This is a genomic window from Endozoicomonas sp., assembly GCF_031844845.1.
Taxonomy (GTDB): domain Bacteria; phylum Pseudomonadota; class Gammaproteobacteria; order Pseudomonadales; family Endozoicomonadaceae; genus Endozoicomonas.
This window is the reverse complement of record NZ_JAVRMB020000024.1, coordinates 45,707-57,753: the sequence shown is the minus strand read 5'-3', so window position 1 is coordinate 57,753 and position 12,047 is coordinate 45,707. Positions and strand designations below refer to the sequence as shown.

Genomic DNA, 12,047 nt, shown 5'->3' with positions numbered 1-12,047 from the left:
AAGGCCTGAAGGCGAGGGTTCTAAGATCGCTTCCGGAACCTTCCTGCTTCAACACGCTTTCCCCGGATAGAGGCCGTGAGATTGTACAATCTCGCCGCCCTCCATAAATAGCCGTTAAATATTGACAGTCTGAATTGCCGGTACCGTTTTTTGCGGATTGTTTTTTGCTGCTGAGGGTTTGTGTTGGGGCTCGCATTCGCTCGACCCAACCTACGTCACCGGTCAATTTCAATGACGGAAAGAACAGGACATCCACAAAAATAGACGTACTTATTATATGGATAAAAATCAGAAAAACAGACGGACTGAGCCCCGCTAACATTCCGTCCATTAATGAACCGGATTAAAGTACGCCGGACGTCGTATTCCCTGCAGTATACGACCGTGCACCGGTACCCGCCAACTTGCCTTTCTCAACAATCAGGTACTCGCTTCTGATGGGTTTGTCAGCAAACCAGCACTCCAGTATTTCCCGGGTTCCGGCCGCATAACGTGCCTGACCTGCCAGGCTGGTTCCAGAGGTATGGGGGGTCATAGCATTATTGGGCATGGTTCGCCAGGGGTGATTTTCCGGAGCCGGTTGCGGAAACCAAACATCACCGGCATAACCGGCCAGCTGACCACTTGCCAGTGCCCGGGCAATGGTTTCAGATTCACAGATCTTGCCTCTGGCGGTATTAACAATATAGGAACCCCGTTTCATGGCTCCGATCAGCCGGTCATTTAACAGATGCTCGGTTTCCGGCATCAGCGGGCAGTGTATCGACAACACATCACAGGCTTTGGCCAGTGACTCAGCACTTTCATGGAATGTCAGGCCCAGCTCATCTTCAACCTCTTTCGGCAGCCGGTGTCGTTCACAATAGTGCAGGTGGACAGCAAAGGGTTTCATTCGCTGAAGCACCGCCAGACCAATCCGCCCCGCCGCCAGACAACCCACGTGCATTCCTTCAATGTCGTAAGAGCGCTTGACGCAGTCAGCAATATTCCAGCCACCATTTTTGGCGTATTCATGCTGGGGGATAAAGTCCCGTACCATATTGAGAATCATCATAACCGCATGTTCTGCCACACCGATGCTGTTACTGAACGTCACTTCACAGACAGTGATACCGTGCTCCATCGCCGCCTGAAGATCCACATGGTCAGAGCCAATACCGGCCGTGATGGCCAGCTTCAGATTGGGAGATTTCCGGATTCGCTCCCTGGTTAAATAGGCAGGCCAGAAAGGTTGTGAAATCACGACATCGGCCTCAGGCAACTGTTTTTCAAACACTGAGTCAGGACCGTCTTTATCTGACGTAACGATAAACCGATGACCGCTCCGTTCAAGGAAATCCTTCAGGCCCAGACCTCCGGAAACTGAGCCTAACAGTTGGCCGGGAGTAAAATCGATGTTATCTGGTGTGGGCAGGGTTTGTCCGTCAGGGTAGCAACTCACTTCGGGTAAGCTATCTCTTGGGTAGGACAATGGCATGCCATCAACCGGGTCATCATAGAGTACACACAGGATGTTCTGATTACTTTTCATCACGGTTTTTCCATAGAGGGCGTTTGCCCGTGAATAAAGAAAAGGAGGAAGGGGCGATCAGCTACTCACTTGAAGTGCCTGAAGTACGCACTGAAGAGCCTATGCAAATATAGTATCAATATCTCTTGTATGATGGGGTTATGGCTTTCCTGCTTTTGCCCATGAGATATCGATGAAAAGAAAAGATCAGAAAAAGAATAGAGAACACCGTAATGACAAAAATTCTGATGGCGGCTATCGCAACATTCTGAAACGGTATCTGGTGTTGCCGGTCATGGAAAAGTACTGACAGCCCAAGAAAAAGAGCCACTCTGACCAACAGGCTTTGTGGCTCTCTGTTGATTCTGGCGGCTCTTCGAATATTGTTTTTATAGCTGACTTCTTTTGAATCCAGCTAACTTTTTTCAGTCAAAAAGGCTTAAGTCTCGAACGGCTCCTTTATCTGCACTGGTTACCATGCGGGCATAGGCCTTAAGGGCAGTTGAGACCCTTCTTGGACGTGATTTGACAGGCTTCCAGCCATCTTTTCCTTTAGCGTCCATTGCAGTACGGCGTGCAGTAAACTCTTCGTCAGATAAGCGGACATCAATACTTCGGTTGGGAATATCTATTCGGATTATGTCGCCATTTTCCACCAGCCCGATGGCACCACCTGCAGCCGCTTCCGGAGAGGCATGACCAATAGACAACCCTGAAGTACCACCAGAGAAACGCCCGTCTGTCAATAATGCACAAGCCTTGCCCAGTCCTTTGGATTTCAGGTAGCTGGTTGGGTAGAGCATTTCCTGCATACCCGGCCCACCTTTCGGCCCTTCATAGCGAATAATAACCACTTCACCGGCCTTCACCCGGTCTTCCAGAATATCGCTGACCGCACCTTCCTGACTTTCACAGATATGGGCAGGCCCTTCAAAAACAAGGTTATCGTCGTCTACACCAGAGGTTTTCACCACACAGCCATTTTCCGCGATGTTGCCATAGAGTACCGCCAGACCACCCTCAAGACTAAAGGCATGCTCAATGGAACGGATACAACCTTCTGCGCGATCATCATCCAGCGTATCCCAGCGACACTCCTGACTGAAGGCTTCCGTGGTTCTGATACCAGCAGGTCCTGCTTTATAAAAGGTTTTCACCGACTCATCGGTGGTTTGCATAATATCCCACTTAGCCAGGGCTTCTTTGAAAGTGGCACTGTGAATCGTTGGAATATCATTATGCAACAGGCCAGCCCTGTCCAGTTCGCCCAGTATGCCCATAACGCCACCAGCACGATGCACGTCTTCCATATGGTACTTCTGAGTATTGGGTGCCACCTTGCAGAGCTGGGGGATGCGGCGGGAAAGTTCATCAATATTGTTCATATCGAAAGGGATGCCACCTTCCTGAGCGGTTGCCAGCAAGTGCAGAATGGTGTTGGTGGAGCCCCCCATGACAATATCCAGGCTCATGGCATTTTCAAAGGCCTTGAAGCAGGCAATAGACCTGGGTAACACACTGTCATCATCTTCTTCATAATAGCGTCGTGTAATATTAACAATACGACGACCCGCTTCTAAAAAGAGTTCTCTGCGGTCAACATGAGTAGCCAGCATAGAGCCATTGCCAGGCAGAGAAAGACCCAGGGCTTCCGTTAAACAGTTCATGGAGTTGGCAGTAAACATACCAGAACAGGAGCCACAGGTAGGACAGGCAGAACGTTCATACTCGGCAACGGTTTCATCATCCGCATCCGATGCCGCAATCACCATGGCATCCACCAGGTCCAGCCCATGTCGCGCCAATTTGGTTTTGCCTGCTTCCATAGGCCCTCCGGAGACAAAAACCACCGGAATATTCAGGCGCATGGCGGCCATCAGCATGCCTGGTGTGATTTTGTCGCAGTTGGAAATACAGACCAGTGCATCGGCCGTATGGGCATTTACCATGTATTCAACAGAGTCGGCAATGATATCGCGGCTCGGCAGGGAATAGAGCATCCCGTCATGGCCCATGGCAATGCCATCATCCACGGCAATGGTATTGAATTCTTTTGCTACACCACCGCTCTTTTCGATTTCACGACAGACCAGTTGCCCAAGATCTTTCAAATGCACATGACCGGGAACAAACTGGGTAAATGAATTGGCAACAGCAATAATGGGCTTGTTGAAATCCCCATCGTTCATTCCAGTTGCCCGCCATAGCGCACGGGCTCCGGCCATATTTCGGCCGTGGGTTGATGTTCTGGAGCGATAGGCTGGCATGAAACATTTCCTCAACTGACTTGAAACCGCAGGACATTAAAGATACCAGCTTATATTCGCCACGGAGGCTCAAAGGCACGGAGAAAAGCTTTTTGTGTAAACACTTTTCTTTTCTCTGTGTCTCCGTGCCTCCGTGGCAAAAAAAGGTAAGCTTTAGCTGCTACGTCTCTAACGGCTTTTATTAATTATTAAAAAAACAGCTACTGAGCAAACTGGCGCTGCCGGGTAAGATGCATGTCTATCATGGCATCAATGGCTTTCTGATCGTAGGGTCGAAGACCAGCAAGAATCATGGTTTTCTCCCCCATACCAATCACTTCACCCTCTTCACGATAGATAAAGTTCAGCGTAATCTTCCCTCGTTTACCGTTAACTTCAAGCTTGGCTCCTGCAGCTTCCAGCGCAGGATTGACCAAATCAACACGCTCAAGTTTTAACATCATGCTTTCGTAAATCACCAGCGGTTTGATCGGGTTAAACATCACCCCGTGGGACTTCATCAGGGGAACAAAAACATTAGGGAAGGTTTCTCCGGAAAATGCCACATAGTTGCAAACCATTTGCTCGATCATGGGCGTATCGTGGCTACAATCACCATGGCGCTCAATATCCAGATACATCTTGTCTGAGAGGTCATAAATACTTCTATGACCCTTTTCATTGGTGCGAATTTCCAGCTCCACACCATCGGTAACCATACCGTTAAAAGTGACACGCATATCCGTGTACAAACCTTCGGTCAGCAGAATTTTGGCAAACAGAAGGTCTCCGGGCACACAGAAGCGGGAGTTATCCACATCGTGGAGCGGGTTAAAATCATTGGCAACGCGCTTGGCAAACTGGCTGGCCTGTTCGCGGGTAAACGAAAAGCGATGGTCTGCCAGAGGTGTACAGTATTGATCAATAAACATAATGTTAAGGCTGGATTCCTGCCGCAGTCATCCCTTTAGCCAGACTGCACTTGTTGTTTCTGGCTACCGGATGTTCAGTCATTAGTGACAAATGCCCATGGTAAAACAGCGAACGTTCTACCCTGCTCTCGCCACTTATAGCGGATTGCTGTAATGATCTACCCAAAAACGCTAATGGGCGAGAAGTCGGCCTCCCATAATTTGGTACATTCCGGGCTCAGATCGTGAAGGCCGTAATTTCAGGGTAGATATCATAAGTTAGCAGACCACCGTAACCTACCAGTAATTCGTAGTTTTTTGTTTACTGATTGCTCTATAAATTCCACTTAATTATTAGCCTGCGTTCCTTTAAACAGTGGAATTTATTACCCGGTTTCAGAGGCCTACATTGTTTTTCTGCAGAACCTGCTCTGCACGATAGCTGGAGCGAACAAGCGCACCCGATACCACTTCTAAAAAGCCCTTCTCAAGTCCCCACTGGCGATATTTTTCAAACTCTTCCGGAGTCACATAACGCTCAATGGGGAGATGATTGACGGTTGGCTGCAGATACTGACCAAAAGTGACAATATCCACATTAATGGATCGCAGGTCATCCAGCGCTTCCAGAATCTCATCTTCCGTTTCGCCCAGTCCCAGCATCAGGCTGGTTTTGGTAAGAACATCAGGACGATATTTCTTGGCATGCTCCAGTACCGCCAGTGTCTGTTCGTAGCTGGCCCTTGGGTCACGTACCGGATGAGTCAGGCGGCGGACGGTTTCTACATTCTGGGCAAAGACCACAATAGGGCTGTCGACCACCGTTTCAACATGCGACATTACACCGAGGAAATCAGGCGTCAGAACCTCCACATCAGTCTCCGGATTCTCATCCTTCACCCGTTGAACAACCGCTGCATAATGGCCTGCTCCACCGTCAGGAAGGTCATCCCGGTTGACCGAAGTCAGAACCAGGTACTTGAGATTCATCAGCTTGACGGAGTTAGCGGTGTGTTCCGGCTCATCATGGTCCAGCCAACCCCTGGGGTTACCGGTATTAACTGCACAGAAGCGGCAGGCACGGGTACAGGTATCACCCATCAGCATGATGGTGGCAGTACCCGAACTCCAGCACTCATTGATATTCGGGCACATGGCCTCTTCACAAACCGTACTGAGTTTGTGCTCACGAACGGTGCTTTTTACTTCTTTGTATTTGGTACCATGGCTCGCTTTAATTCTCAGCCAGGATGGTTTCCGCTGAATGGCCGCGTGTTGTCCCCCGGCACTGGCTTTAATGCCATTTTTAATGGCCGTGATACCGTTGTCATTAACAAATTTGGTACCACTTTTTATCTGAATATCGCTTTCTACCTGTACGGTAGGAATGAGCTGTTCCGGCTTCATCCGCTGGTTATCTCCGGATAGTTTAACGCTTTTTGCAAGCATACCAGCAAACGGCGACTGACTTCCGCCATATTGGCATCGGCATTATCGACGTTGCCCAGTACAGAGGCCATATCCACTACATCAAGCCCGGCATAGCCACAGGGATTAATACGGTTAAAGGGTTCCAGGTCCATGTCCACATTCAGACTAAGCCCATGGTAGGAACACATTTTACGAAACCTTAGACCCAGTGCAGCAATCTTGGCTCCATTAACGTAAACACCGGGGGCGTCAGGCTTATTATGAGCTTCAATGCCAAAACCGGCGAGCATCTCAATAACCGCATCTTCCAGTGCGGATACCACGGCTCTCGGGCCACTGCGCTTGCGGCGAATATCCATTAAGAAATAGAACACCAGCTGACCGGGGCCATGGTAAGTAACCTGCCCACCACGATCCACCTGAATCACCGGGATATCTCCGGGAAAAAGCACATGCTCAGGCTTTCCTGCCTGCCCCTGGGTAAATACCGGATTATGCTCAACAATCCAGAATTCATCCGGTGTCTGTGCATTGCGCCCTGCGGTAAAGGCCTTCATGGATTGCCAGACTGGTTCGTAGTCTCTGCACCCCAGATAGCGAACAATCAGCTCACTTCCTTCAAAGTCAGGCCGCTTACTCTCCTCAACCATCAAAGCACCTTCCACTACAAAACCATCTGAATACGGCCACTGGCCTTGAGCTCTTCAAAAAGCGCCTGGAGCTGGGGTTCTCCTGTTGCCATGATGACGACGGTTGCTGACAAGTACTTGCCATTGCGACTGGTCTTCATTTTCGCTTTGCCATCAAATTCCGAATCATGCTTTGCCACAACTTGCAGAACAAAGTCTTTATAATCCGGAGCGGCATGTCCCACGATACGAATAGGGTATTCGCAGGGGAACTCAATTTTAGGGGCTTTTGGCTCTTTCATAACCTTAACCTGAATCATTTTTCGGGCTGTTTTGGGAAGTGGCATTGTACCAACCGTCATCCCCGCGAAGGCAGGGATGACGATGGTATATTCTTAATTGCAACATCTCTTAATGATAAAAAGCACTGCACCCATATTCACTGGAAACACAGCGTTTTTTACGCTTTAAACTGACAACTGCCTGCCCGTTAAGCAATCAACCCGGTAAAGAACAGTACAATACTGTCCCAAAGTCGTTTAAAGAAACCGCCAGGCTCAACAGCCTGCTGGGCAACCAGCGGAACTTCCCGAATCAGTTCATCTTCCAGCATGACTTTAACGCTACCGATGGTCTGACCCTTCTCGATGGGAGCTTCAAGCTTTGGATCGATCGTCAGTGATGCAGTGAGGTTCTTACCGGTACCTCTTGGTACCGTGACAATCAGGTCTTCAGTGATACCCGCCGGGATCTCACTGATATCGCCCTTCCACACCTTGACGGTTTGCAGAGGCTCGCCACCTTTTTTCACGTGCACATTTTCAAAGAAACGAAAACCGTAGGTGAGCAGCTTCTGAGCATCATTCGCACGTTGCTTTTCGCTTTTAGAACCCAGCAATACCGCAATCAGACGACGATCGTCACGTTCAGAAGTCACTGCCAGATGGTAACCGGTATCTTCAATATGCCCGGTCTTCAAACCATCCACATAAGGGTTGGTCCACAGCAAACGATTCCGGTTAGCCTGGCGACGCAATGGCTTACCCGTCTTTTTATCCACACCATACTGGTAGTATTTCTCAGCATACAGACCATAGTGTTCGGGGAAATCCTGAACAATATGCTTGCCAAGAATTGCCAGGTCACGGGCTGTGGAGTAATGATCTTCCGCAGGCCAGCCAGAGGCATTCTGGAAGAAGGTATTTGTCATACCCAGACGCTGTGCAGTGCTGGTCATCAACTGGGCAAAAGCATCTTCACTACCGGCAATATGCTCAGCCATTGCCACGCTGGCATCATTACCGGAAACAATAATGATACCTTTCAGCAGCTCTTCTACCGGTACCCGCTCCCCCACTTCGATGAACATGGTGGAACCACCCAGGCTCCATGCCTTTTCGCTGATCAGGACTTTTTCATCCCTCTGGATGTTGCCAGCTCCCAGCTCCATCTCGGCCAGGTAGGCTGTCATCATCTTGGTCAGGCTGGCCGGATGCATAGGTTCATCCGGATTCTGGGAAGCCAGTACTTCACCACTGGCGGCATCCATAAGGATGTAGCTTTTCAGTGCCACCTCAGGAGGAGAAGGGATCTGCCCAAAAGCATGGGCCTGACCTGTGATAACGAGACCAGCCATGGTCAATGCTCCCAGCCAGCGACGGGGAGAGAGAATTCTTTTGCTCATGCAGGTAAATGCTCTGAGTATATGGATTTCCATCATTAAATGTTCACGTCTTTCAAGGTTAACTGTGACTTACAACGACTAATAACAATTCAGCGGACATGTTAACACAGTCAGGCTTCCATCAGGTCAGATATAAGCAGGTGTTAAGTAAGACTATTTACTCATAAGAAAGATTTTCTTCCCCTGATAAACATCTTCCTTAAAGGTTTCCCATCCCAACTTCTCATAAAAGCTCATCTGGTCAGTTGTATACAGAAATAGCGGCTTCAGGTTCTGCTGCACGGCAAACTCCATGGCCACCCTGACCAGCCTCTGCCCATAGCCAAGACCCCGTTTTGATGGCTCAACATAAACATTGGCCAACCAGGGTGAAAGCTCCGGGTAGTCTGGCAGATCTTTTTCAAGAATGCTGACGGATCCCCAACCCTCTTCCTCTTCCATCAAAACCCAGGTTTGAGGGATTTTGCTGGCAAGCAGAGAGGCCTCCATGTCAGCCTTAAAGTCTTCCAGCTCGCTATCCGGATACCAAGCCCCCCACTCTGAAAAATGCCAAAAGGCAATTCTATCGATACAGGAAGGCAGTTCTTTCAAGTTAACAATTTTCATGGAGATTAATAACAAAGAAATCTATGAGGGGGATGATAACAGAAAGCACCGAAAAACCTGACCCTGCGGCGACCAGGGTTTTCATCCCTCCCCTGCGAGCCAGGCAGCACAAGCCCTCAGCCTCAATACAAATTAACTGGCAGAGTGGCCAATCGACCTCTACTTTTACCTTACCAATACCCGACTCTCTTCTGAAAATTGAGCCCGCCACGACCATTCTATCGTAACAGACACCGATAATTTCATAGCCATACCCTTTGGAAATATAGCTTTTGAAAGGCTGTTTTTGAAAAGCCCGGAGTGATGCAATGTTAAATGAAGATCTCTATGAGTGTCTGATTGAGCTCGGGATAAATGAGTCCAAAGCGAGGGCTGCGGCACAGGAAAATGCCAAGCAGACCGAGATGAGTGAAGATATCGTCACCATTCGGCAAACGGTCTTCGAGCTGACTCGCCAGAGCAGCGGGATGAACGACCGACTCATCAATGTTGAGGAGTTAATGAAGGCTCTGTTTCAGCGCATTAGCAGCATGGAACAGTGGCAAAACCAGACCGATGAACACATGACTGATCTTGATGGTCGACTGACCGGTGTAGAGGGAAAACTGACCAATGTGGCCGGTAAATTAACGGGCGTTGAAGATCACCTTACCCGGGTAGAAGATGAGCTGGCGGTGATAAAAGGTCTGCTTAAGGTCCTGGTAGACAGGCAATAGGACCGAGAGTCTCTATCCTATGCCTTGCAAACACTGAAAACTAAGGTGCCTGAACCACCTGTTCCGCTTCTTTTGCCGCTACCGGTTTTTCATAGACAGGCTTTTCATAGACAGGCTTTTCATAGACAAGAAAGGGCGGCTCATACTCTGCTGCACTTAAACCCTCAAGTAACGATTCCAGATGATCAGGGCTTTCCACCGGACCCACTCTTACCCGATACAGTGGCTCTGACTCTTCCCCCTTCACCACTTTTGCCTGCACACCTGCTTTGGCAAAGATATCCCTGCGAAGTAGTTGGGCATTATGGTAATTTTTCAGTGCAGCCAGCTGCAGATAAAGCAACTCACCATCCAGTTTATGCGCCGGTGAGCGGGAGAAAGATCCTGAATCAATACCCTCAATCGCGACACTGGCCAGCCCGGAATCAGCGAATCCCAGTTTCCTTGCCGCCACATAAGAGAGATCAATCAGCCGGTCACCATGGAAAGGCCCCCGATCATTAACCCGAACCACCACCGACTGCCCATTCTCAACATTGGTCACCTTGACATAAGACGGCAGTGGCAGTGTTTTATGAGCGGCGGTCATTTTGAACATATCGTAAACTTCGCCATTGGCCGTCTGTTTGCCATGGAACTTGGTGCCATACCACGAAGCCTGCCCACTTTCCGAGTAACCATTGGCCGAAGCCATTGGCTGATAGGAAACACCTCCCAGGGTATAAGAGGTGTTCTTGAGGGGAACCTGAATAGGTGACGGGACTGCATCGGGAATAGAACTGATATCAACGGATTCAGAGGGCGGACCATCCTGAACAGAAGTACTGCTGCAACCCACCAGCGCCAGCAGGAACAAAGCGATAGCAGATGACCTGAAGATAGAAAGGGTACTGCCTGTAACATAGTTCACTGAAACAAATCTCTGAATAAAACCACCCGATCGTCCGGTTTGATAAAACATAAATTAAAAATCTCAGGCTCTCTTTCCAGAGAGCCTCCTGAATAATAGAACGCTGCCCGTATCCCGCTACCCGTAAAAGCCGGATCGCTTACGCTTTTGCGGGTAACGGACAGCGGACAACGGGCAGCGGCTTTACCCCTGCTTACCTTTCACCACCGTGCTTTGCTCCGCCAGTGATCTGTTATAGCTTGCCTTAACCTCTCCGGCCAACTGATGAACAGCTAAAGCATACATTTGACTGCGGTTATAACGGGTAATTACATAAAAGTTATGAAGTCCCAGCCAATACTCAGAACCCGCACCACCTTCATGCTTCATCGCCAGTACTGTTGAGGATTTAGGAATCTCCCCGGGAACAGACCAGCCTGCTTTGCGCACCAGGCTTAGCTTCTTATCCGGCTGTAACCCGGCTGATAAGACCTTGTCATGCTTAACGCCTGAAACCTGAGCCTTAACCGCAACACCTTTACCGTACTTCCAGCCGTGTCGCTGCAGATAGTTTGCCACACTGGCAATGGCGTCTTCATTACTCTGCCAGATATTAGCCTGCTGGTCTCCCGTATAATCAACCGCATAAGCACGGTAGCTGGAAGGCATAAACTGGGGAATGCCCATTGCCCCCGCGTAGGAACCAGTCAGCTCGTTGATATTCAGATTTTGTTCCCGGGCCAGTATCAGCAAGTTTTTCAGCTCTTTTCGGAAGAACTTGCCTCTTCTGGGAAAATCAAACCCAAGCGTAGTCAGTGCATCCAAAACCTTGAAACCACCCGTCTGGCGGCCATAGTAGGTCTCAACACCGATGATGGCCACGATGATATTGGCGGGAACCCCAAGCTCTTTTTCAACCCTGACCAGAGTTTCCGCATTTTCTGCCCAGAAAGACACGCCTTTAGACACTCTTTCAGGGGTCATAAAAATTTTGCGGTAATCCTTCCACTCCAGGGTTCCCTCGGCAGGACGACTGATCAGTGCCAGTGCCCGATCCGAGCGTTCAGCCTGACCGATAATCTGTTCAAGTTCCTCCCTGGAAAAAGAGTTTTCAGACACCAGCTCATCAATAAAAGCATCAACATCCTGCCTGCCCAGATAATTACCGCCACTATTTTCCTGGGCTACCGCATAGGAAACAGGTGCCCACATAACTGTCCACCCAAGGACAGCCATAAACAGGCCACCACGAACAATATGACGAAACACCCCCGAGATCACTTTCATGCATCCGTACCTTTTTAACAGAACCAATAACAAGCTCAAGACTCTCGAGCAGCCTTAACAGCTGCGATAATGCCCAACCAGACCCGCCTCTACATTAATCGACAGTGGTTTCGAATTCTATGGAGGAATGGTAAAGAT

General features: G+C 49.3%; 12 protein-coding genes. 1 reads left to right on the top strand and 11 read right to left on the bottom strand.

All coding sequences use genetic code 11. The annotated features are described in order from the left end of the window. The 9 genes from RM811_RS01200 to RM811_RS01160 form a co-directional block, all read right to left on the bottom strand. On the bottom strand, nt 1-331 hold a 331-nt coding region (locus RM811_RS01200), incomplete at its 3' end, for a hypothetical protein (RefSeq protein WP_402519971.1). Between the two features lie 12 nt (nt 332-343). Continuing rightward, nucleotides 344-1,531: an NAD-dependent formate dehydrogenase gene (locus RM811_RS01195; RefSeq protein ID WP_402519969.1), complete on the bottom strand. Its 1,188-nt coding sequence runs from the start codon at nt 1,529-1,531 to the stop codon at nt 344-346. A 404-nt stretch (nt 1,532-1,935) separates the two neighbouring features. Further along, nucleotides 1,936-3,777 carry a dihydroxy-acid dehydratase gene (ilvD, locus tag RM811_RS01190; protein WP_402519967.1) on the bottom strand — a complete coding sequence of 614 codons (1,842 nt, stop codon included), beginning with the start codon at nt 3,775-3,777 and terminating at the stop codon, nt 1,936-1,938. 200 nt (nt 3,778-3,977) lie between these two features. Continuing rightward, nucleotides 3,978-4,688, bottom strand: coding sequence for a DUF3581 family protein (locus RM811_RS01185; protein WP_402519965.1), 711 nt, complete (start codon nt 4,686-4,688; stop codon nt 3,978-3,980). Between the two features lie 375 nt (nt 4,689-5,063). Then, entirely contained in the window at nt 5,064-6,074 is a 1,011-nt protein-coding gene (lipA, locus tag RM811_RS01180) for a lipoyl synthase (protein ID WP_402519963.1), read from the bottom strand. Further along, the gene (gene lipB / locus RM811_RS01175) at nt 6,071-6,748 is read right to left on the bottom strand and encodes a lipoyl(octanoyl) transferase LipB (RefSeq protein ID WP_402519979.1); all 678 of its coding nucleotides are present in this window, start codon (nt 6,746-6,748) and stop codon (nt 6,071-6,073) included. Before lipB ends, lipA begins: the two co-directional genes overlap by 4 nt. Nucleotides 6,749-6,762: 14 nt before the next feature. After that, nucleotides 6,763-7,029, bottom strand: a complete 267-nt coding sequence (locus RM811_RS01170) for a YbeD family protein (RefSeq protein WP_402519961.1) — start codon at nt 7,027-7,029, stop codon at nt 6,763-6,765. A gap of 188 nt (nt 7,030-7,217) precedes the next feature. Next, nucleotides 7,218-8,411 carry a D-alanyl-D-alanine carboxypeptidase family protein gene (locus tag RM811_RS01165; protein WP_402519959.1) on the bottom strand — a complete coding sequence of 398 codons (1,194 nt, stop codon included), beginning with the start codon at nt 8,409-8,411 and terminating at the stop codon, nt 7,218-7,220. Between the two features lie 153 nt (nt 8,412-8,564). Next, nucleotides 8,565-9,017: a GNAT family N-acetyltransferase gene (locus RM811_RS01160; RefSeq protein WP_402519957.1), complete on the bottom strand. Its 453-nt coding sequence runs from the start codon at nt 9,015-9,017 to the stop codon at nt 8,565-8,567. A gap of 308 nt (nt 9,018-9,325) precedes the next feature. Here RM811_RS01160 and RM811_RS01155 point away from each other — a divergent pair, with 308 nt between their 5' ends. Beyond that, nucleotides 9,326-9,733, top strand: a complete 408-nt coding sequence (locus RM811_RS01155) for a hypothetical protein (protein ID WP_402519955.1) — start codon at nt 9,326-9,328, stop codon at nt 9,731-9,733. 40 nt (nt 9,734-9,773) lie between these two features. Here RM811_RS01155 and RM811_RS01150 read toward each other — a convergent pair whose 3' ends face one another. Both RM811_RS01150 and mltB read right to left on the bottom strand, forming a co-directional pair. Next, complete coding sequence (locus RM811_RS01150) at nt 9,774-10,643, bottom strand: septal ring lytic transglycosylase RlpA family protein (protein ID WP_402519953.1); 870 nt, start codon at nt 10,641-10,643, stop codon at nt 9,774-9,776. A gap of 183 nt (nt 10,644-10,826) precedes the next feature. Beyond that, nucleotides 10,827-11,909 carry a lytic murein transglycosylase B gene (mltB, locus tag RM811_RS01145; RefSeq protein ID WP_402519951.1) on the bottom strand — a complete coding sequence of 361 codons (1,083 nt, stop codon included), beginning with the start codon at nt 11,907-11,909 and terminating at the stop codon, nt 10,827-10,829. Nucleotides 11,910-12,047: the final 138 nt, after the last annotated feature.

Excerpts from the sequence above, each read along its gene's own strand:
- RM811_RS01195 (WP_402519969.1), bottom strand. The coding sequence starts at position 1,531 with ATGAAAAGTAATCAGAACATCCTGTGTGTACTCTATGATGACCCGGTT.
- ilvD (WP_402519967.1), bottom strand. The coding sequence starts at position 3,777 with ATGCCAGCCTATCGCTCCAGAACATCAACCCACGGCCGAAATATGGCC.
- RM811_RS01185 (WP_402519965.1), bottom strand. The coding sequence starts at position 4,688 with ATGTTTATTGATCAATACTGTACACCTCTGGCAGACCATCGCTTTTCG.
- lipA (WP_402519963.1), bottom strand. The coding sequence starts at position 6,074 with ATGAAGCCGGAACAGCTCATTCCTACCGTACAGGTAGAAAGCGATATT.
- lipB (WP_402519979.1), bottom strand. The coding sequence starts at position 6,748 with ATGGTTGAGGAGAGTAAGCGGCCTGACTTTGAAGGAAGTGAGCTGATT.
- RM811_RS01170 (WP_402519961.1), bottom strand. The coding sequence starts at position 7,029 with ATGAAAGAGCCAAAAGCCCCTAAAATTGAGTTCCCCTGCGAATACCCT.
- RM811_RS01165 (WP_402519959.1), bottom strand. The coding sequence starts at position 8,411 with ATGAGCAAAAGAATTCTCTCTCCCCGTCGCTGGCTGGGAGCATTGACC.
- RM811_RS01160 (WP_402519957.1), bottom strand. The coding sequence starts at position 9,017 with ATGAAAATTGTTAACTTGAAAGAACTGCCTTCCTGTATCGATAGAATT.
- RM811_RS01155 (WP_402519955.1), top strand. The coding sequence starts at position 9,326 with ATGTTAAATGAAGATCTCTATGAGTGTCTGATTGAGCTCGGGATAAAT.
- mltB (WP_402519951.1), bottom strand. The coding sequence starts at position 11,909 with ATGAAAGTGATCTCGGGGGTGTTTCGTCATATTGTTCGTGGTGGCCTG.